The sequence below is a fragment of the Phyllobacterium sp. CL33Tsu genome, assembly GCF_900113985.1.
GTDB classification, from domain to species: Bacteria; Pseudomonadota; Alphaproteobacteria; order Rhizobiales; family Rhizobiaceae; genus Phyllobacterium; species Phyllobacterium pellucidum.
Map to the genome: position 1 here is coordinate 61,588 of NZ_FORJ01000005.1, position 20,797 is coordinate 82,384.

At 58.7% G+C, this 20,797-nt stretch carries 16 protein-coding genes; 8 read left to right on the forward strand and 8 right to left on the reverse strand.

All coding sequences use genetic code 11. From position 1 onward, the window contains the following. Positions 1–174: 174 nt before the first annotated feature. From BM074_RS17235 to BM074_RS17255, 5 genes are all read right to left on the reverse strand, one after another. A complete protein-coding gene (locus BM074_RS17235; protein ID WP_091923688.1) occupies positions 175–1,998 on the reverse strand; it encodes an acyl-CoA thioesterase in 1,824 nt (607 codons plus the stop codon). A gap of 258 nt (positions 1,999–2,256) precedes the next feature. Beyond that, positions 2,257–3,057, reverse strand: a complete 801-nt coding sequence (locus BM074_RS17240; RefSeq protein WP_027231967.1) for an inositol monophosphatase family protein — start codon at positions 3,055–3,057, stop codon at positions 2,257–2,259. A 21-nt stretch (positions 3,058–3,078) separates the two neighbouring features. Beyond that, positions 3,079–4,137 carry an ABC transporter ATP-binding protein gene (locus tag BM074_RS17245; RefSeq protein WP_027231968.1) on the reverse strand — a complete coding sequence of 353 codons (1,059 nt, stop codon included), beginning with the start codon at positions 4,135–4,137 and terminating at the stop codon, positions 3,079–3,081. Next, entirely contained in the window at positions 4,134–6,362 is a 2,229-nt protein-coding gene (locus BM074_RS17250; RefSeq protein WP_091923690.1) for an ABC transporter permease, read from the reverse strand. The genes BM074_RS17245 and BM074_RS17250 overlap by 4 nt, the downstream gene beginning before the upstream one ends. Positions 6,363–6,449: 87 nt before the next feature. Continuing rightward, a complete protein-coding gene (locus BM074_RS17255) occupies positions 6,450–7,478 on the reverse strand; it encodes an ABC transporter substrate-binding protein (protein ID WP_091923692.1) in 1,029 nt (342 codons plus the stop codon). Positions 7,479–7,672: 194 nt separating this feature from the next. Here BM074_RS17255 and BM074_RS17260 point away from each other — a divergent pair, with 194 nt between their 5' ends. Next, positions 7,673–8,686, forward strand: coding sequence for a LacI family DNA-binding transcriptional regulator (locus BM074_RS17260; RefSeq protein ID WP_091923694.1), 1,014 nt, complete (start codon positions 7,673–7,675; stop codon positions 8,684–8,686). Between the two features lie 13 nt (positions 8,687–8,699). Here the strand turns inward: BM074_RS17260 and BM074_RS17265 are convergent, their stop codons facing one another. Further along, entirely contained in the window at positions 8,700–10,094 is a 1,395-nt protein-coding gene (locus tag BM074_RS17265; RefSeq protein WP_091923695.1) for a sensor domain-containing diguanylate cyclase, read from the reverse strand. A gap of 170 nt (positions 10,095–10,264) precedes the next feature. On the opposite strand from BM074_RS17265, the gene BM074_RS17270 reads away from it, so the two are divergent. Next, positions 10,265–10,747, forward strand: coding sequence for a cupin domain-containing protein (locus tag BM074_RS17270; RefSeq protein ID WP_091923697.1), 483 nt, complete (start codon positions 10,265–10,267; stop codon positions 10,745–10,747). Between the two features lie 9 nt (positions 10,748–10,756). Here BM074_RS17270 and BM074_RS17275 read toward each other — a convergent pair whose 3' ends face one another. Beyond that, entirely contained in the window at positions 10,757–11,248 is a 492-nt protein-coding gene (locus tag BM074_RS17275; protein ID WP_091923699.1) for a peptide deformylase, read from the reverse strand. Positions 11,249–11,406: 158 nt separating this feature from the next. Between BM074_RS17275 and BM074_RS17280 the strand changes: the two genes are divergently transcribed. From BM074_RS17280 to BM074_RS17290, 3 genes are all read left to right on the forward strand, one after another. Continuing rightward, complete coding sequence (locus tag BM074_RS17280; protein ID WP_091923701.1) at positions 11,407–13,596, forward strand: sensor histidine kinase; 2,190 nt, start codon at positions 11,407–11,409, stop codon at positions 13,594–13,596. Between the two features lie 656 nt (positions 13,597–14,252). Next, positions 14,253–15,650, forward strand: a complete 1,398-nt coding sequence (locus tag BM074_RS17285; protein WP_091923703.1) for a PAS domain S-box protein — start codon at positions 14,253–14,255, stop codon at positions 15,648–15,650. A 92-nt stretch (positions 15,651–15,742) separates the two neighbouring features. Next, positions 15,743–16,138, forward strand: a complete 396-nt coding sequence (locus BM074_RS17290) for a hypothetical protein (protein ID WP_027231976.1) — start codon at positions 15,743–15,745, stop codon at positions 16,136–16,138. Positions 16,139–16,154: 16 nt separating this feature from the next. On the opposite strand, the gene BM074_RS17295 is transcribed toward BM074_RS17290, so the two are convergent. Beyond that, on the reverse strand, positions 16,155–16,664 hold the full coding sequence (locus BM074_RS17295) for an arsenate-mycothiol transferase ArsC (protein WP_091923705.1): 510 nt from the start codon (positions 16,662–16,664) through the stop codon (positions 16,155–16,157). A 272-nt stretch (positions 16,665–16,936) separates the two neighbouring features. Here BM074_RS17295 and BM074_RS17300 point away from each other — a divergent pair, with 272 nt between their 5' ends. From BM074_RS17300 to BM074_RS17310, 3 genes are all read left to right on the forward strand, one after another. Next, entirely contained in the window at positions 16,937–18,577 is a 1,641-nt protein-coding gene (locus tag BM074_RS17300) for a phosphoethanolamine transferase (protein WP_091923707.1), read from the forward strand. A gap of 90 nt (positions 18,578–18,667) precedes the next feature. Next, a complete protein-coding gene (locus BM074_RS17305) occupies positions 18,668–19,330 on the forward strand; it encodes a response regulator (RefSeq protein WP_091923998.1) in 663 nt (220 codons plus the stop codon). Continuing rightward, positions 19,327–20,676: a sensor histidine kinase gene (locus BM074_RS17310; protein WP_091923708.1), complete on the forward strand. Its 1,350-nt coding sequence runs from the start codon at positions 19,327–19,329 to the stop codon at positions 20,674–20,676. The genes BM074_RS17305 and BM074_RS17310 overlap by 4 nt, the downstream gene beginning before the upstream one ends. The last annotated feature ends 121 nt before the right edge of the window (positions 20,677–20,797 follow it).

Here is a 20,797-nt window from a genome sequence, read left to right on the forward strand (position 1 = left end):
GAAAGTTGCAGGAACCCAACTGGCAACCCGGAGGTCGGGACCGACCTCTCCCCCGGTCGAATAGGAACAACCCACCCGACGACACTGAGCTCGTTACCCTTCGGAACTTGCATTCTCAATTGGAACGAACAAAGCCAGCAATGGGACCCTTGGGGCTATCCCAGGATAATAACGTTAAGCCTGCCGCTTTGCCTTGACGTCCGCGATGTTCGGCCGGTGGTTGGGTGACAGGCGCGAGTCTTTCGGCCAATAGGCAAGGAAGCCCTTGATCACTTCGCCCGGAATATCCAGTGGGCTGTAGTTCTCCCGATCGACGAACATCAGCGATTGCTCGCCGTGGCCGAGCAGGCCCTGTGTTGCACTGTGGATCTCATGTTCGAGCGTGACGAACTTGCGATTGTGCCTGGCGATCTTGATGCGCACGCTGATCTGCTCGAACTCCTTCGATTCACGCCGGTAATCATGAGTGAACGAGCGCGTCAGGATATAGAATCGCGTCGTCGCCAGGTCGAAATCCGGCATGCATACATTGAAGAAAAGTTCGCGGGCCTTGCCAACCCAGCGCACATAGTTGGCGAAATAGACGTTGCCGACCGAATTCGTATCGTCATAGGTGGGAATGAGCTGCATGACGAACCATTCGCCGTCGAACCCATGCGAAGGCGACATCTCATCGCCCTGGGCGACAGGCGTGCCAATCGGCGAAGGCGACATCATGCGGATTGGCTGATCGACAATCTCGACCGGTATCGCCTTCGAGGCCGGACCGAATATCTCAATGATGACGGGAAGCGCGCCGATCAAGCCGATCAAAGGCGAAAGGGCCAGGAATTCCGGTATTGGCTGGACATAACCGATTACGAAGATAACCGCCGATCCGCAGCCGATCAGAAAGCTCAGGACCGGATCAAACTTCGGCTTCGCGCCCAATGCCTCACAGGCGAGATTTGCCGCAGCGCTCACGAAAAGCGTCGCGAACGGCATCATGAAATACATGAGCGAGAAGTTCGCGGGTACGGCCGTAAAGGCAACCCAGACAGCACCGATCAGCAGCCAGAGCGGCGAGGAAGCAATCCCATCGGGGATAAGGGCCAGCAGCGGACTGTTGCTGCGCATGTTCTTGCCCTTCAAGAACCATGCCGTCGCGCAGTAGTAGCTGTCGACAGTCGAGGCGAGAGCGATCGTCGTCCAGATGACAAAGGCTATGGCGAGGTAGGACTGGCCGTTTTCGGCGGCGAGTACCGTCGCTGCCGATACGGCGCCCTGCGCGCTCGGCAAGCCGTCGATGGAAAGAATGCTGCCGATCGGACCGACTGCCGATGCCGTCAGGGCGTTCAGAAACAGAAAGCCGAAGAATATGAGGGCGCCGACGCCATAGGCGAGGCCGACGTTCCCGCCTTCACGCTTGATTGTGACTGCGCGCTGCCAATGCTGGATATCGAGCCAGGGCCCGAGCAGGAAGCCAATGATCGTGGGCAGGACCAGGCCGTAGAAGCGGCTGTCGAACTGGGCAAGCGGCACGCCGGGATAGGTAGAGGTTTCACGCAGGCCAACAAGAAGAACGATCCCAGCGGAAACGCCGACGACCGTATACACGATGTGCAAGAGTTTGATCTGCTGCAGCGTCAGCGCGTGGCCGATGGCGCAGGCAAAGAGCAGCAGCATCGCAACACCGATCGACGAGCCCTCGCCGACGATCGGCTGCCAGAGATAGGCCACGAACCCGAAAATGGTGACCACCAGCGCCGCCATCTGGAACAGCAGGAAAACGCCCGCGTAGCGGCCCTCTATGTCCTTCATGATCTGGTCTGGCGAGCGCTTGGTGCGCCCCAGGATAAAGCCGAACAGCCAAAGGCCCGCGACATTGGAGATGGCAAAGCCGAAGAATCCGAGCCAGCCATAGGTGAGGGTCACGTGGATCGAATAAAAGAACCCCAGACCCCATAGCCAGGACAAGCCAATTGTTGGCGCCCACAAAAGATTCCGCACGACTGTCATGACTATCCAGCTTTAAAAACGCAACTCTACAGCTTCAAACTTTAGTCGATGTTATTCGCTCGGATAAGTCAATGATCGTGCTTGTTGTGGCAACTTGGAGAACCAGAATTTCTTGTCCTGTTCAGCGAAGCACCATAACGACCCGGCGGTAATGTCGACCGGGTACAGCATAGGATCCATTAGTGTCAAAATCGTTGCAATCGATCTCGGCGGAATTCGCGTATGGGCTGCAGTGCCTCGCGGGATTTTGAGCGAGGGCTAAAGCCCGGCGATTGCCCGCAGGTCGTCCACGGCGCCCTCGGCGGCGGCAAGCACCGGCGATCCCTTGGTCAACGCTTCGCCTTGAACCGGGAAGGGGTGATGCCAGCCCCCCGCCTCCTTGACGAGGCAATAACCCGCCATGCAATCCCACGCATGCATATAGGGCTCATAGTAGCCGACGAGGCGTCCGGCCGCGACATAGGCGAGCATCAGCGCGCCCGAACCGTTGCGGATGAAATTTCCCCCGGCATCGAGCAGCCGCTCCACGATCCCCGCCAGCGCTGCTGGCGCGACGTGACTGTTGGCTCCAATGCCCGTCACCGCATTGCGGACGGTCCGGTCGGAGCCGAGTTTCAACGGTCGGCCGTTGAGGGTAGCGCCGAGCCCTTGAGCCGCAGCGTATAATTCGTCGTTGCACGGGACATGAATGACGCCTATCGCGATCTCTTCTCCTGCAAGGACGGCGATGGAGACGCACCAGGTCGGCATGCCGTTGACGAACGGGCTCGTGCCGTCGATCGGATCGACGACCCAGGTGAAACCGGAGGCTCCCGCGCTCAGGCCATGTTCCTCGCCGAGGATCGCATCTTGCGGAAAAGCGGCTGCGATTTTTTGGCGGATGAGATCTTCAACCTCGCGATCGGCGATCGAAACAACGTCATGCGGATCGGCCTTGGTCTCGATCACAAGCCGTTCCCGCGCATTGAAGTAGGCAAGAGCCTTCGCTCCGGCCTCTGCGGCCATTGTCTTGGCAAGGGCAAAGCGAGCCTCAAGCTCCGCTTGGGTATGCGATGTCATGTCTTTCCTCGGTACGAGCGATCAGTTGTTGATAATGGCGATTCCGCGGTGATGGAAGCCGATGCTCACATTGGTCGCCGGTGCAAGATTCCTGTCGATTGCCGGATCGACGACGAAAAGCGTTCCGGCTTCGGTTTCAACCTCATACTCGACGTGGTCGCCGAGATAGGCAGCATGGCGGATGCTGCCCGGAAATGCCGCCTCCTCCGCCGCTTCAAGTGTAATGGCATTGGGGCGTACGGCAATCCTGGCCGGCCCGGGACGCGCGCTGCGCGCCGGCACCCTGTGTTCCAACCTGGCGACACGGATGATCGCCTCTGTCCCGTCATTGCCCAGCACCTCGCAAGGCACCACGTTGGCCTCGCCGATGAAATCGGCGATGAACGACGACGCCGGCGCCTCGTAGAGTTCGCGTGGCGATCCCTGCTGCGCGATGACGCCATCCTGCATCACGATGATACGATCGGAGACCGCGAGCGCTTCTTCCTGATCGTGCGTCACGTAGACGGCCGTAAATCCAAGCCTTTGCTGAAGCTCCCGGATCTCCGTCCGCACGCGGCGGCGAAGGCGCGCATCGAGGTTGGACAGCGGCTCGTCAAGCAACAGGACCTGTGGCTCGAGCACCAGGGCGCGGGCAACGGCGACGCGCTGCTGCTGTCCGCCTGAAAGCTCTGCCGGCAGGCGCTGGCCGTATCCGGCGAGACCGACCTGCGTCAGCCCCTCTTCCGCCCGTTGCCGCGCTTCGCTCTTCTTCATCCCGGATGACTCGAGCCCGTAGGCGACGTTCTCGAGCACCGACATATGCGGGAACAAGGCATAGGATTGGAAGACCATGGAGACGTCGCGCTCATTGGCGGGGAGCATCGTTACGTCCTTGCCGCCGATGAGAATGCGCCCCGAAGTCGGGTGCTCGAGACCGGCCAGCATGCGCAGCGTCGTCGTCTTGCCACAACCTGACGGTCCCAGCAGCGTCACAAGGGTTCCCGGCTCTATATCGAGCGACAGGTCGTGAATGGCGGTGAAGCTGCCAAATTGCTTCTTGACGTTGGTAAAGACGACTGACCCGGTACGATTGTTCATGGCGTGGCCTTTTCTTGCGGCACGGCGGCAGGAACGAAGGCGGTGGCGACACGATTCTCGCGCCGCAGCCGGCGTTCCCCGACGAGAAGTTGGAAACCGGTGATTATGACGATCATCACCACGATAAGCATAGACGAATACGCGACGGCCACGCCGTACTCGCCGTTTTCCACGAGGCCGACGATATAGGACGTAGCCATATTGTACTGTGCACTTACCAGGAAGATGACCGCGCTGATCGAGGTAATGGCCCTCACGAACGAATAGACGAGAGCGGCTACGATTGCCGGGCGCAGCAGCGGCAGGATGACCTTGCGGATGGTGCGGAAGCTCGTCGCCCGCAGGGTCAGCGACGCCTCGTCGAGGCTCTTGTCGAGCTGGCTCATCGCGGCAACCCCGCCGCGTACGCCCACCGGCATGTTGCGGAAGACGAAACAGGCTATCAGGATCAGGGCGGTGCCCGTCATCTCAAGCGGCGGCAAATTGTAGGCCATAACATAGCTGATGCCGATGACGGTCCCGGGGATGGCAAAGCTCATCATTAGGGCAAATTCAAAGACGCTGCGTCCGAAAAAGCGCTGGCGAACGATGAGATAGGCCGTGAGCAAGCCGACAGCTGCCGTGAGCGGCGCGGAAATCAGCGCGATCTCCATCGTCGTCCAGAACGAATTCCAGGCAACGCCGGTCCAGGCGATGGCGCCATTCTCGAAAGCGAACGAAAAGGCGCGCTGGTAATGTTCGAAGGTCAAGGTGTTGTCGAGACCCCAGGTCCGGACAAAGCCGCCAACAAGGATCATGCCATAGACGACAAGGGTGAACAGCGCCCATGGGATGACGATGGCGTGGACCCCGATCGACAGGGAACGCGGCAGCGCGATGTGCGCACCGGAGTCGGCCTTGCCGGTAACAGTGGCGAAACTCTTGCCCGCGAGCCAGAGACGCTGTGCCAGGAATGCCGACAGCGTAAAGACCAGCAAGATGATCGCGAGGACAGCGGCGCGTGAAGGATCGTTTTGAGAGCCGACGACGGCGAAGAAGATTTCCGTCGAAAGCACGCCGTGGCTGCCGCCGAGAACGAGCGGGTTGCCGAAATCCGCCATGCTCTCGATGAAGCCGATGAGGAAGGCATTGGCGAGGCCCGGCTTCATAAGCGGCAGCGAAATCCGCCAGAAGGTGCGCCAGCGGTCGGCGCGCAATGTCTGCGACGCCTCTTCCATGGAAGGACTGACCCCTTCGACGACGCCGATGAGGACGAGGAAGGAGATCGGCGTAAACGAAAGGACCTGCGCGATCCAGATGCCAGTCAGGCCGTAGAGCCAGCGGCCGGGCTCAACACCGAAGATATGCGAGATTTGCTGGGTCACGACCCCGGCACGGCCGAACAGAAGGATGAGCGCGAGGCCGATAACGAACGGCGGCGTGATAATCGGCAGGATCGTCAACAGGCGCAGGCCTCTTTTGAAGGGAAAGCGGGTACGCGTTGCGACAAGTGCGAAGCACAGTCCGAGAATGGTGGATCCCGAGGCGGTGAGGACCGCCAGAAAAAAGGTGCGCCAGGCAATGCCGCAGCGATTTCCGCCCACGAGGCAGTCGAGGCTCCATATTGATGGATCCTGAATGTTTCGGACAAAACCGGAAGGATCGAACGACCCGTCGAAGCTCTGGAAAGCGCCGACAAACATGCTGCCGACCGGATAGAACACAAAAATCGCGACAAGGAACACGAGCAGCGTAATCGACGCGACCACGAAGGCATCGCCGCGAAGAACGCCGCGTTCGGCAAGGCCAAAGGCGAAAAAGAGAACGAGTGCCAAAGCCGTCAATCCGGCGCCGGCGCCCATGGATGGCTGACCGTCCGCCAGCGGTCCGAACAGCGTCTCGTTGATCGTCCACGACCAGCCCGTATATCCAATCGCAAGGCCTTGCCAGACAAGGAAAAGGATGCCGGCGCCGCCCGCTGCAATCAACAGGTTCGAACGAAGCGCCGAGACCCTCAAAAACCTCGCGGCAATAGCCACGGCGAAGATCAAGGCAATCAGCGCCAGGTTCCAACGACCGAATTCGAAGGCCTGCAAGATGCCGGGTGCTTCGGCGGAACCCGTCGGAAAGTTCTTGAGCCAACTCAGCCCATAGAATCCCGCCTCGATCCTGTACCAGGGCACGAGGACAAGCCCTGCGAGCCCGATGCCGAGCGCAATGTTCAGTCTCCGGTCGCTACGCTCCATCACGCCACCCGCTCATCCCAGACTCATGCTTTTATGGACCATATGTCCGGATAAGGCCGGACATATGGTTGACAAGGCGAAGGTAGATCAGTTCGCGCTCGCGCCGATCTCCTTATCCCAGCGATCCAGCAGTTCCTTGCGCTTGGCCGGGTCACCATAGGTCTTGAAGTCGTAATCGATGAGCTTGATGTCCTCGAATTTCGGTGCTTCGGGTGGGACCGTCGCCGACTTGTTGGATGGCAACTGGAAGGACTTGGCATCCTTCATGTGCGACTGCACATCGGCCGTCAGGGCCCAGTCATACCACTTCTTGGCGGCATCGAGATTTCGTGCGCCCTTGATGATCGACATCGAGCCGATTTCGTAGCCCGTGCCCTCGCAGGGAGCCACAGCCTTCACCGGGAAGCCCTCGGCGATCTGTGCGACGGCATCGTGCATGAAGACCACGCCGAGCGCTGTCTCGCCGCGTGCTGCCGCTTTCACCGGAGCCGAACCCGACTTGGTATATTGGGAAACATTGGCGTTGAGCTTCTTCAGATAGTCGTATGCCTGGTCCTCGCCCATGATCTGCACGAGCGACGCAAGCGCGGTGTATGCCGTGCCTGACGAATTGGGATTGGCGATCTGAATTTCGCCCTTGTAAGCAGGGTCGATCAGGTCCGACCAGCACTTTGCTTCCTTGAGGCCCTTCTTCTTGACGATATCGGTGTTGTAGCCCCAGCCGAGCGCGCCGGCATAAACGCCGACCGTCCTGTATCCCGAGCTTTCCGCCTGTTTCTTAGCCCAATCCTGCAATTGATCGAGCATGGGCGACTTGTACTCCAGCGTCAGCCCTTCGGATGCCGCCTGCAAATGCGGATCTCCGGTTCCAGCCCACCATATGTCGGTCTTGGGATTTCGGGCTTCGGCACGAATTTTGGCATAGGTCTCGCCCGATGACAGGCGCACCATATTGACCTGGATACCGGTTTCTTTTTCGAACATGCCCTTCATCAATTCGCAGATGACGACGTCGGCAGAGCAGATCAGGTTGAGATTATCTGCGGCGCGCACTTCGGTTGGCATGACTTGCAGGCCCACGGCGAATGCAGCAGCAATGGCGAATACAGAACGCATATCTTTCCTCCCTAGAAAGCGGCACCTCCATGCCGCACGCCATTTTGCAAGCGTGTGCAAAACTTTCACGAGCGCGTCCGATCTGTCAAGGCGGCTCATCAATTATAACCTTTAAATGTTTTGAATGAGGGAGATTGCGAAGGCGCGCAATCGCGTGCAAACTGCGCCGCAGAACTGAAATATGGGTCCTTTGCTTGAACAAGACGTTCGTCAGCGCCGACGATGTGGCAAAACGCGCGGGCGTGTCCCGCTCGGCTGTATCACGCACCTTTACCCCTGGGGCAAGCGTCTCGGAAGAAACGCGTCAGCGTGTCATGCAGGCAGCCGAGGCGCTCGGTTATCACGTCAACCAGTTGGCGCGCGGCCTCATGCGCAGCGAGAGCGGCATCGTCTGCCTCGTCGTCTCCGAAATGGACACGCCCTATCGTGCCCGCCTCGTACGCGCCCTTACCCATGAATTGCAGTTGGCCGGCAAGATCTCGATGCTCATCAACACCGACCGGTCGGACGGAAGCGTCGATACCGCCCTGCGCCAAACACTTCATTATCGTGCGGATGCATCGATCCTGCTGTCCGGGCTACCCGACAAGGCGATCACCAAACTCTGCCTCGATAGCGGCCAACGCATCGTCCTGATAAATCGCGACGATGAGATCGAGGGGCCGTTTCGGATCAACCTCGATGATGGAGTGGCGGCGCGGGTCGCGGTCAGTGCCTTCCTGCGTGCGGGCTGCCGCCGATTGGCTTTTGCAAACTCGGCCGTGGGAACACCGAGCCTTATGGCACGCGAACAGGGCTTCGTGGCAGCGGCGAGCGACTTTGGCCTTGATGTAACTGTCGTTCGGCACGGCAACACCGTCTATGAAAGCGGAAGGACAATCGGCAGGACGCTGTTTTCCGGCCTTGAGCCTCCCGATGCGGTGTTCTGCGTCAACGACCTCATGGCGTTTGGCTTGATGGACGCGGCGCGCCACGAATTTGGCCGGCGCATTCCTGACGATCTTTGCGTTGTCGGCTTTGACGATATCGAGCAGTCAGGATGGTCATCCTACGCCCTGACGACCTTCACCCAGCCCGTGGACGAGATCGTCAGAAACAGCATTGCCTGGCTGGTCAACGGCGACGGTGCCGCAAGCAGCCGCTCTGCTTCCCTCCATGCCCCGCTTATCTGGCGGAAAACCATCAGGGGCACGCATGGAAACGGATAGAGCCAACGCCAGGCTAGCTGTCAGACGTCCCGGCGATGGTCAATCGCGCGCGGCCACGATGTTTGGATTGGTAGAGCGCACCATCGGCAAGATTTAGCAACTCTTCCGGCCCCTGCGGCTTGAGGCCCATCGGGGGATCGAACATCGCCATGCCTATGCTGACGGAAATTGCGCCCTGAGGACTTGCGGCATGTTCGAGTTTCATAGCCGCCACGGCGTCGAGCATCGCGCCGGCGATTTCGGCGGAAGGTTGAAGCGCCCGTCCGGGAATAAGCGTCGCAAACTCCTCGCCGCCGAAACGGGCGACCGAACCGCCGTTCTGCTTGGCGACCTTGTTCAAGGCGCGCCCCACCTGGATAAGGCATTTGTCACCGGCAAGATGCCCGTAGAAATCATTGTAGGCTTTGAAATGGTCGATATCGACCATGAGAACTGCCAATTGTTCCGCAGTCTCGCTGGCGCGCTGAAATGCACGCTTCAACACGTGGTTGAATTTGCGCCGATTCGGCAGATTGGTCAGATGATCGCGCTCGGACTGGTTACGGAGCTTGCGGTTTGCTTCGAGGAGTTTCTGCTCCAGCGCCATGCGTTCGCGGACCATGGCCGAGAGTTCCGCCTCAACCCGCTTTTGCGCCGTAATATCGACGCTCGTTGCCAGCAGTCGCAGCGGGGAACCGTCGGGCGCATATTCGACAATCTTGCCGCGGCTCAATATCCAGATGTCACCGCCATCCGGACGCGATACCCGGTAGGTTGCTTCGAACCGCGCCTTGCGCCCGCTGAGAACGTCTTCAAAAGCTTCGATCGCCCGCTCCTTGTCGTCGGGATGAACGATATCCCACGCCACGCTTTCGCTCTCATGTCCGGCAGGATCAAGGCCGAGCAGCGCCCGATACTGCGGCGAGCGCCACACCCGCATCGTCGCAATATTCAAATCCCATATCCATTGTCCTGCACTCTCAAGAGCGTAGGAGGTGCGCAACTCCACCTGTTGCAGCCGTTCCGCAATATCCTTCAGGTGGGTGATGTTGGTATAAGCGACCGAAATGCCGGCGAATTCGCCAAGATCATTGGTGACGGTCGCCGCAGCAACCATGAACGATTCGCCGGTGACTTCGATCTGTGCGTCGGAAATCGAACCGCCGGAGAGCGCAGTGTTGATGGCTGCGCGCAGCAGTGATGCGTGGTCTGGAACGACGTCTTCCACGGACCGGCCCACGGCATTTTCGCCGGCAATGCCGAAGATACGGGAAAACCGGTCGTTGACCGTGACCAGAAAACCTTGACGATTGACATAGCAGAGCCCGACGGGAACCTTGTCATAGACTGCTTCGATCTGCAGCAGACGGTCGCTTCCGCGCTCATCGCCTCGGTCAAATGGTGCGTTTCGCGATTTGCTGATTGGCATCACTCAGGTATCCGACCACTACGAGATTGCCTCGCAGCACCCCTACCTTGGCGAGCGGAAGGCCAGACCGTCAAGGCAATTACTGCAATTTGAGGTTAATTAATTGTACCGAGCAACGGCTGGTGCACCGCTGCCAAGATGATTAAGCTTGCCACGAGCGGAGAAGAAACATGGCGACAGATCACACCCACGAACATGATCACCCCATCGATTGGCGCGAGCACGGCGTCAAGGTTATCCCCGGCGATTCTCTCGACCCGAACACCGCGCAGACGCCTGGCATGAACCGCGCTGCAGCGATCGATCGGGCCCGGGCGGGGGCAGAGAAAATCTGGGCCGGTACCGTCACCATTCACGCCAATGCCAAGACCGGTGCACATCATCACGGCGACCTTGAAAGCATTATCTACGTGGTCAAAGGCCGTGCGCGCATGCGCTGGGGCGAGCGGCTGGAATATGTCGCCGAAGCCGGTCCGGGCGATTTCATTTTCGTGCCGCCTTACGTGCCGCATCAGGAAATCAATGCGAACGCGGACGAAACGCTGGAGTGCGTGGTGGTCCGCTCCGGTCAGGAGCCGATCGTGGTCAATCTCGACATCGATCCGGTGGAAAAACCGGAAGGGGTTGCATGGATCGATCCCATCCATCGCTGAGCGGCTGAATCAGCCAAGCCGCTTCAACTTATCGAACCGCTTGACGAGCCGCTCGCGTTTCAATCGCGACAGGCGGAAAATCCAGAACATGCCGTCCAACTGATCGATCTCATGCTGCAGGCAAGTGGCAAGCAGACCACTCGCCTCTTCGCTCAACATGTTCCCGGCGAGATCCTGATAGCGCACGCGGATCGTGGCTGGTCGCTCGATCTCGTCGGAGATGCCCGGCATCGACACACTGCCCTCCTCCCGCCGCGCAAGATCGCCTGACGACCATTCGATTTCCGGATTGATGTAGAAGCGCGGCGGACCGGACTCGATCACGACGAGACGCAGTGGCACGCCGACATGCGGTGCCGTGATGCCAATGCCGGGGGCAGCACGCATTGTAGCGAGAAGGTCCTGCGCCAATTCTTGCGTTGCCTCGCCGAAATCTGCAATGCGGTCGGCGGGCCTTCGCAAGGCTGGATCAGGGAATGTCAGGATTGGCCGAATCGCCATGAACATGCTCCAATGTGCGAACGCGACAGCGTGTCCATCCTGTTGCCTCAATTCCCGCCGAGGAAGTAAGCTTTACAAGCGTCGTCGCTACCGATAATCGACAAGGAAACCATGCGGCCATCCCTGCACTGTTGCGGAGGGCCCAACGAGGCGATTGAATGCCCGCCAGCAAGACGATAACCAAGCCGCAGGTGCTGCCGCGAGGAGCCGTGATCATAACGCTCCTCGTCCTTGCGACGATGATCGTCTCGTTCTTGGTCATGATGGGCATAACCAATATTTCGCCCACCAAACAGACGACCCAGCTGATCATTGCGGCCAATGCGGTATCGATTCTTGTCCTGATCTATTTGTCCTATGCGACGCTGAAGAAGCTCTTTCTGTTCAAGAGCAAGGCAAAGCACAACGACCTTCACACCAATGTCGCGATGATCTTCGCCTTGATCGCCTCGATACCGTCGATCATCGTGGCCTGTTTCTCGCTCATCGTCCTCGATCAGCGAATGGATTCGTGGATCAACAACCAGAACAACCAGATCATCGACATGTCGATCAAGGCGGCGCAATCCTACACGGAGGACAACGCCCAAAGCCTGCTGACGACGACGCTGTCCATGGTGATCGATCTGGACCAGCGCCGCATGCTCTATAGCCTCGACCGCGGCGCCTTTTCGGACTGGCTCACCTACGACGCCGGCCGCAACAATCTGCTCGGCGCATCCCTGGTCAAATCGGATGGGGAGGTTGTGGTCGCGGCCAACCTCATCAACGATCATTCCCTGCCGGACGCCCCGATCGAGGCCCTGCGAAGTGCCGCGGGCGACAAGCCGGTTCTGATACCGCCGGGCGACACCAATCTCGTCGGCGCGGTGATCAAGACGCAGGCACTCCCCGATCTCTACCTCTACACCATTCGCTCGGTCGATCGCTCTGCGCTCGAAAATATGCGGGTGATGACAGACAACAATGCCGAGTATCAGGCACTGGCAAGCAACCGGTCCACCACACAGATCGCCTATGCCTTGCTGTACATCGAACTCACCCTGCTCTTGCTGCTCACCGCTGTGTGGAGCGGCATTGCTGTTGCCAATCGCGTCGTCCTGCCGATCCGCCAGCTGATCGGCGCTGCCGAAGACGTCGCGACCGGAAATTTCGACGTTTCCGTCCCCGTACGCGGTTCGGATGGCGATATCGGCTCTCTGTCGCACACGTTCAACAAGATGGTCGAGCAGTTGAAAACGCAGCACAGCGACCTGATTTCGGCCAAGGACGAGATTGACGAGCGGCGACGGTTTACGGAAGCGGTCCTGTCCGGCGTCACCGCAGGCGTCATCAGCGTCAACAGCGAGGGGATCATCGCCGGTCTTAACCGACCGGCCGAACAGATGCTGGCGGCCGACGCATCGCAGGCCGTTGGCCAGAGCCTCGGCCTTATCCTGCCGGAAATCGGCGCCGTCTTCGACGTGGCGCGGGATAATGGACGTTCATCCAGCCGCAAGCAGATAAGCATCACCCGCAGCGGTGTCGCGCGTTCGTTGAACGTACAGATCACGCGCGAAGACGCCGACATCAAGAACACCTCATATGTGGTGACGGTCGATGACATTACCGATCTCGTCGCCGCGCACCGCTCGTCCGCCTGGGCGGATGTAGCGCGCCGGATCGCCCACGAGATCAAGAATCCGCTGACGCCCATCCAGCTTTCGGCGGAACGCATCCGCCGTCGCTACGGCAAAGTCATTGTCGAGGATCGTGCGGTATTCGACCAATGCACCGAGACGATCATTCGCCAGGTTGGCGATATTGGTCGGATGGTCGATGAATTCTCCGAGTTTGCTCGTATGCCCAAGCCGCAGCTGGCGGCAACAGATATTCGCACTGTATTGCGCGATGCCTCGTTCCTCGTCGAGATCAGCAACAATCAGATCAAGTTCGAACATGAGATAGCCGACGAACCGCTGGTCGGCAATTTCGACAGCCGCCTGCTCGGCCAGGCATTTGGCAACATCATCAAGAATGCATCCGAGTCCATCGAGGCGGCGTTGCAATCCGGCGCCGTCGAGACCGGCTATATTCACGTTCGCGCAAAGAGTGCAGGGGCTTCCATCACCGTCGAGGTGCTCGACAATGGCAAGGGCCTTCCAAGCGAGAACCGCCACCAGCTTTTGGAACCCTATGTGACGACGCGCGAAAAAGGGACCGGCCTCGGGCTTGCCATCGTCAAGAAGATCGTCGAGGACCATGGTGGGCATCTCGAAATGCTCGATGCGCCGGCTAATTTCCACGGCGGTCGGGGCGCCCTCGTCCGCATGGTTTTTCCGCGCCTGGCCGAGGCAGCTGCCGCCTGAAGACCGCCAATATCGGAATCTTTTCATTCGCTATCAAAATGTGATTATCGCCATTGCAACACAAATTGAACGCCTAGATTGAAAGCGCTATAATCCAAAACGTTGAGACCGGAATGACGGAATTAAGCCTTCTGCCACGCCGGTTTGGACAATGATCATGACAATTTGAAATACAAGCTGGAAGCCAAAATCAGCGGCGGTTGTTCGTGATTTTTTTGAGAACGGGCCGGTTTACCGGTTTTGCTCAGGAGGATACAGGGCGATGATGTTGCGGCATACAAAGGAAAACGGCGATATCGCCAATTGGATGACCTGCTCGATCTGCCTGTTCGGCGCTTTGGCAGTTGCAGCGATCATCCTGGCGATCTGATCCGGATAACATCCGGTTGGTTGTGGTTTGCGGCGCAAGTCGATTGCGCCTATCATTTTGTGCGGGTCAGGTTTCCTTGGAAACCTGGCCCGTATGGCTTTGTAGGCCGCGGCGCATTTGAATCTCGGGCGATTTCGCTGCCCTCCAGACGAGGGATAAACCATTTTGATCGGTACGATTGATGGAACCAATGCAACCATAAATAGTTTAATGTGCGCGATTGACCGGAAGTCTGCTCTCCAGCAGGCGCTTTCGCGACGAGACATAATGTTGAATTGGGGAAATCGTGGACATTCCACAAAGCAATTTTGCGGCTTCTCTCGAAGCACTGCACGGATTGGACAGCTACAGCCGGGACTCGATCGTCATGGAGTTGCCGGTGGCCGTGTATACGACGGACAAGTCCGGCATGCTTACATTCTATAACAAGGCGGCGGCGGAACTTTGGGGCCGCATGCCTGAAATCGGCAAGGAACGCTGGTCTGGAGCGCTGCGCCTGTATTGGCCGGACGGAACGGCGATGCAGCACGATGAATGCCCCTTGGCGACGACCTTGCGCGAGGAGCGCGAGGTGCGCGACGTCGATGCCATCGCGGAGAGGCCCGATGGAAGCCGCATCGCTTTCATGCCGTTCCCTGTGCTGCTGCGCAACAAGCAAGGGGAGATTGTCGGCGCGCTCAATATGTTGCGCGACATCACTGAACAGAGACGCGACGAAGCGATGGCCGAACGCCTCGCCGCTATTGTTGAATCGTCCGACGATGCGATTATCAGCAAGGATCTTTCGGGCATGGTCACGACGTGGAACAAGGCGGCCGAGAGGATATTCGGCTACACCGCCGAAGACATGATCGGCCGATCTATCACGACAGTCATCCCGCCCGATCGGCTATACGAAGAACCCGGCATCGTAGAGCGCGTACGCAACGGCCAGAGGATTGATCACTATGAGACAGTCCGGCAGCGCAAGGACGGCACGCGCATCCATGTCTCACTCACTGTATCACCTGTAAAGAACGCTTCCGGACGCGTGGTCGGTGCATCGAAAATCGCCCGCGATATTACCGACAAGAAGGAGAGCGAAGAGCGAATTTTGATGTTGATGCGGGAGGTAAATCACCGCGTCAAGAACCAGTACGCCGTCATTCTTTCGATGATCCGCGAAACCAGCAGCCGTACAACCGATGTCGTCGAATTCGAACAGCAGATCCGCGAGCGGATCATGGCACTTGCCCGGTCTCACGATTTGCTGGTTCACGCGACGTGGCGCGGAGCGACGCTTTCCGACCTTTTGCTTGAGCAGATCAAGCCTTTCGGCGACGAAAACCGGCTTACCATGACCGGACCGTCCATGGTTCTGCAACCCAACGCCGTCCAGTATCTCGGGATTGCATTCCACGAACTGGCGACCAATTCTGCGAAATACGGCGTCTTCTCCTCGGAAACCGGTGAGATCAATGTGGACTGGTTCGTTGGCGACGAGGGCAAGACCTTCTACCTCGCCTGGACCGAAACAGGCGGGCCACCGGTCAAGCTCGGCCGCACGCGCGGCTTTGGCAAGACCGTTCTCGAGCGGATAACGCCCTTGTCGCTGGGCGGCGAAGGCATGCTCGAACAGTCCGTCAATCGCATTGTCTGGACAGTGCGTGCGCCCATGGAGAATATCCGGGCAGCTTCCGTCTAACCAGGCGTCTTCACCCCTTTTGATTAGGTCGGCACGCTGGAAAGAGGTTGTGGGCGCGTGTATCCTCCGCTGCACAAAAATGGGGGACTACAATGCCGAATATTTCTCAACTCTTCTTCAAGTCTGCCGTCATCTGGTTGCTGATTGGCATAGCCGCCGGCCTGCAGATGGGAATGTCGGGCAATCACACGGTGATCGCGGCCCACGCCCACATCAACCTGCTCGGATGGGTCACGAGCGCCATTTTCGGCGGTTACTACGCACTCAATCCGGCCAAGGCAGCCAAGCGATTGGCCTTCGTCCATTATGCCGTTTACATGCTCGGCCTTATCGTGATGCTGCCGTCGCTTTACTTCATGGAGCGTGGGAACATGCAGCTTGAGCCGTTGGTCGGGATAGGTTCGATGGTTACTTTCCTTGGTGTCCTGATCTTCGCGGTCGTGATGTTCTCGCGCGAGAGCGTGGCTGTCCGCCAAGCCCGCGCCTGAGAAAAGTCGGATCGGCTCAGGCCGGTCCGACGGATTTGCCGATCTCATCGACATGATGCTGGATGCTGAGCCGATCCAGTGACGCAAGCGGAAGATTGACGAATATCTTCAGGCGGCGGTCGAGTTCGCTCATCATGCGGCTGAACGCCTGCTTGCGCTCCCAGGGTTCGCCTTCCGAAAGGAGCGGGTCGGGGCATTCCCAGTGCGCAGTCACGGGGACGCCCGGCCATTCGGGCATGGCTTCGCCATGGGCCCCATCATGCAGGGTGAAAACGAAATCGAGTTCACGGGCCCCTTCCAACCCAAATTCGCTATAATGCTTGGGACGCAGGCCTTCGACCGAAAAGCCGGTCTGCTCGAGCAATTCGCGCGCTTCAGGGTTTATTTCTCCATCAGGGTCCGTTCCGGCGCTGTAGGCGACGAAATGCGGCTTGCCCAGCCGATTGAGCAGTGTCTCGGCAACGACGCCCCTGACCGAATCGCGATGCGAAAGAAACAAGACATGAAATACTTTATCGTCGCCCATCGCTCACTCTCTCCAAATAAAATGCACGTAGTACGCATAATGCTGCAGTAATGTGACAGCCGTTCAACAACGGCCAGCGCTGCGATCGCACGTCACCAGACCCATGTTTGCAGCCCTCCAAACCGCCTGATCGGATCTGACAACGGTTTAACGCCGCGGTTTTTTAATTGCTGCGTTCAGGTTGGTGTCAGGAAACCAGTGAATGCCCCTCCTTTCGAAGAGCCTGGACAGAACCGGCTTGCGCATCAACCAGGAGTGCGGGGTAGTTCACCTTGTCAGTTACAACGCGTCAATTCGACAGACGTCTTGCACGTCCGAAAATCGGAAGCGTTCCGCTCACTATCATAACCGCAGTGTTTATTCTCGCGTCCGCGAACTGGACGTTCTGGGAGAAATCAGCTGCCTATCTGCACGGTCAGCCGGCCGCCCTCGCATTTCTGGTCGTTGGCATCGCTTGTGGATATGTAGCGCTCTTTCTCGCTTTCTCGGTCAAGTTCGTCATCAAGCCTGCCCTGATCTTCTTCGTGGTCGTCAGCGCGCTTGGCGCGTGGTTCATGGATCACTACGGCGTCATAATCGACGTCGAAATGCTGCAAAGCGCCGTGGATACCACCAATGCGGAGGCCGGCCATTTTCTGAACATTCCGTTTGTCCTTCATATGATCACATACGCGTTGATCCCCTCGGCAATCATCGCCTGGCCGCGTATTGTACATCGACCCTACCTTCAGAAATTGAAGTGGAACCTTGCGGTCATCGTGCCTGCGCTCCTCGTTCTGGGCGTCGCGGCCCTGATCAATGCCAGCACCTACATGTCGCTGATACGTGAACACCGGGATTGGTTCGGAACGCTCAATCCGCTCGCCCCGATCGTGAACACCGTGAAGCTTGCGATCCGGGAGACCAAGGACAACAACATTATCGTCAAGCCGCTTGGCCAGGACGCGCACGTGGTTGGGCCGGCCGCCGGCACGCGCAAGCCGCGCGTCACCATAGTCATTGCCGGCGAAACCGCGCGCGCCGAGAGCTTTTCGCTTGGCGGCTATGGCCCAGATACCAATCCGGAACTCGTCAGGCAGGACATCACCTATTTCAGCGATACGTCGAGCTGTGGCACGATTACGTCGGTTTCGCTGCCCTGCATGTTCTCGCAATTTACCCGCAAGGAATATACGCATCAGAAGGGCATCGAGAACGAGAACCTTGTCGACGTACTGACGCACGCGGGCATCAATGTCGAATGGTGGGACAATAATACGGGCGACAAGGGCGTGGCGGCCCGCATCAAATCCCAACAATTGTTCAAGTCGGATGATCCGAAATTCTGCAAGGGCGGCGAGTGCCTAGACGCAATCTTCCTCGACCGCCTCGATGCGTGGCTCGACAGCGTCAAGACCGACTCGGTGCTCGTCATGCACCAGTTGGGGAGCCACGGCCCCGCCTACTATCTCCGCTATCCGGATGAGTTCCGGCGCTTCACGCCGGACTGCAGGACCGCCGAATTTGCCAAATGCTCGCGCGAAGAAATCATCAATGCCTATGACAACTCAATCCTCTACACCGATCATTTGCTGTCCACAGTGATCGACCGCCTCAAGGCGCGGGAGACACAAATTTCGCCGTCCATGATCTACATGTCCGACCATGGCGAATCGACCGGCGAGTTCGGCCTCTATTTGCACGGTGCACCCTATATCGTCGCCCCGTCACAACAGACCCATGTTCCCTACGTATTGTGGCTCGGCAAGGACGAGAAGGCGCAGATCGACGGCGCGTGCTTGCAGAGCGAGGCGGTGAAGAAGCAATCGCACGACAACCTCTTCCACACGGTGCTCGGGATGATGCATGTCGAGACGTCGGTCCATGACAACGACCTCGATACGCTCGCCCCCTGTCGCAGCGGAACGAGTTGACCGAGGGCAGCAGCCCAAAACTTGACTTGAAAAGGTTTCCCGCGCGGTCGATCCTGTGAGCAGGAAAAATCGCAGAAGGGAATGAGGCATTTGCGGGTCCTTCTTGTTGAAGACGACGCGACTCTCGGGGCGGCCGTGCGCGACCACGTGATGCACGGCAATCACGCCGTCGACTGGATGCAGCATCTGGAAGACGCAAAGGTGTCGATGCGCGTAACGAACTACGATCTCGTGCTCCTGGACATCAGACTACCGGACGGGAACGGGGTCGATTTCCTGACAGAGCTCAGGGCCAACGGCGACGCGACGCCGGTGATAATCCTTACGGCGCACGACCAGATTTCCGAGCGTATCCGCGGACTCAACGCCGGCGCAGACGACTATCTCGTCAAACCCTTCAATCTCGATGAATTGACGGCGCGCATGCATGCCGTGGCGCGGCGCCATTCCGGACGCCCCGACGAGGTCATACGGCTCGGCTCGCTGCACATTCACATCGCCGACCGCAGGGTGACCTCGGCCAACCAGGAGATTACGCTTTCAGGGCGGGAATGGGCGGTGCTCGAACGGCTGCTTGCCCGCATTGGCGCCATCGTTTCAAAAGCGCAGATCGAAGAAACGCTCTATGCGTTCGGCTGGGAAATCGAAAGCAATACCGTCGAAGTCTATATCAGCCGCCTGCGCAAGAAGCTCGGGCGGCAATATGTGGCAACTGTGCGGGGCGTCGGCTACCGGATTGAAGGTCGCACATGAAACGCTATGGCATGACGCGCCGCCTGATCTTGTCCCTTACGGCTACGCTCATCGCGTTCTGGCTCATTGCGGTAACGGCCGGCGTCCTCGTCATGCAGGATGAATTCGGTGAAATATTCGACAGTTCCTTGAAGGAAACCGCGGAAAGACTGACGCCGCTCGTTGTCGACGATATCCTGCAGAGCGATACCACCGTGGTGCCGAGGCGTTTGCAGAATCTGACGGCATCTCCAGAATCAAGTTATCTCACCTATCAGGTCAGGGACGCGAAGGGGGGCGTCATTCTGCACTCGGAAGACATCCCGCCAACGCCATTTGCGGCCCCGCTCAAGCGAGGATTCTGGGAAAACGACGCGGCGCGCTTCTACACGGTACCGGCAGTCAACGATACGATCTTCGTTCAGGTAGCGGATGACAATACGCATCGCGAAGAAGCGGCGCTCGAGGGCGGGCTTGCCCTGTTGCTTCCCCTCCTCGTGCTTATTCCGGTCGGCATATTCGTCGTCTGGTTCGTCGTTCGCCTGTCGTTGCGGCCAGTCAACGAGTTGCGCGAGGCCATCGCCAGCAAGGATGGCGGCAACCTTGCTCCCATTGCTTCGATCGCCCTCCCCCGCGAACTGCAGCCGATCGTCCATTCCGTTAACCGGCTGCTGGCGCGATTGCGTTCCACACTCGCGGCCGAACGGGAATTTACCGCCAACAGCGCGCACGAACTGCGAACCCCCCTCGCCGGCGCACTCGCGCAGACGCAGCTCTTGAAGAAACACGTTCGTAGCGAAGAGGCCAAATCACGCACCGTGCACATCGAACAGTCGCTCCAGGAGTTGAGCGGACTTGTCGAAAAGCTCATGCAGTTGGCCCGGGCCGAGGCTGGGCTCGGCTCTGCAGATGAGATGGTTGATCTCGCAAAGGTCCTTGACGTGGTGGTCGCTGATTTTCAGCGCGCAAGCACAGCGCCAGATCGCATCAACTATGTGCGCGACGCGGGCGCTAAGCTCAAGCGCCGGATAAACGAGGATATCTTTGCCATTGCGCTGCGCAACCTGATCGAAAATGCGCTTCATCATGGACATCAGAACGAGCCTGTGCTTGTGCATCTCGAAAGGGGCGGCAAGATTCGCATTGCCAATGGCAGCCCCATATTGGGCAAGGAAGAGATTGTGCGAATCCAGAAACGCTTCAGTCGCGGCGAAACCTCCCGCGGTTCAGGGCTTGGCCTTGCTATCGTTATCGCTCTCGCAGCACAGATGAACGCGACCTTGAACCTGTTGTCGCCGGCAACGGGTCGCAGCGACGGGTTCGAAGCGGTTCTGACGTTCAACGGCGACAGGGCGGAAGTTGGCTAGACCTGTTGATTCTCGGCATCAGGAGCCGGCTATTCTTATCAGCCACAACCAAGGTGACTTTGCCGCCCGTTTCTGGAATGCTAGGTTGCAGAAGTGGCGTCGACTCCTTTCGAAGCAGGTG

Bases quoted from the DNA above. Each gene is read 5' to 3' on its own strand.
- BM074_RS17235 (WP_091923688.1), bottom strand. From the start codon at position 1,998: ATGACAGTCGTGCGGAATCTTTTGTGGGCGCCAACAATTGGCTTGTCC.
- BM074_RS17240 (WP_027231967.1), bottom strand. From the start codon at position 3,057: ATGACATCGCATACCCAAGCGGAGCTTGAGGCTCGCTTTGCCCTTGCC.
- BM074_RS17245 (WP_027231968.1), bottom strand. From the start codon at position 4,137: ATGAACAATCGTACCGGGTCAGTCGTCTTTACCAACGTCAAGAAGCAA.
- BM074_RS17250 (WP_091923690.1), bottom strand. From the start codon at position 6,362: ATGGAGCGTAGCGACCGGAGACTGAACATTGCGCTCGGCATCGGGCTC.
- BM074_RS17255 (WP_091923692.1), bottom strand. From the start codon at position 7,478: ATGCGTTCTGTATTCGCCATTGCTGCTGCATTCGCCGTGGGCCTGCAA.
- BM074_RS17265 (WP_091923695.1), bottom strand. From the start codon at position 10,094: ATGCCAATCAGCAAATCGCGAAACGCACCATTTGACCGAGGCGATGAG.
- BM074_RS17270 (WP_091923697.1), top strand. From the start codon at position 10,265: ATGGCGACAGATCACACCCACGAACATGATCACCCCATCGATTGGCGC.
- BM074_RS17275 (WP_091923699.1), bottom strand. From the start codon at position 11,248: ATGGCGATTCGGCCAATCCTGACATTCCCTGATCCAGCCTTGCGAAGG.
- BM074_RS17280 (WP_091923701.1), top strand. From the start codon at position 11,407: ATGCCCGCCAGCAAGACGATAACCAAGCCGCAGGTGCTGCCGCGAGGA.
- BM074_RS17290 (WP_027231976.1), top strand. From the start codon at position 15,743: ATGCCGAATATTTCTCAACTCTTCTTCAAGTCTGCCGTCATCTGGTTG.
- BM074_RS17295 (WP_091923705.1), bottom strand. From the start codon at position 16,664: ATGGGCGACGATAAAGTATTTCATGTCTTGTTTCTTTCGCATCGCGAT.
- BM074_RS17310 (WP_091923708.1), top strand. From the start codon at position 19,327: ATGAAACGCTATGGCATGACGCGCCGCCTGATCTTGTCCCTTACGGCT.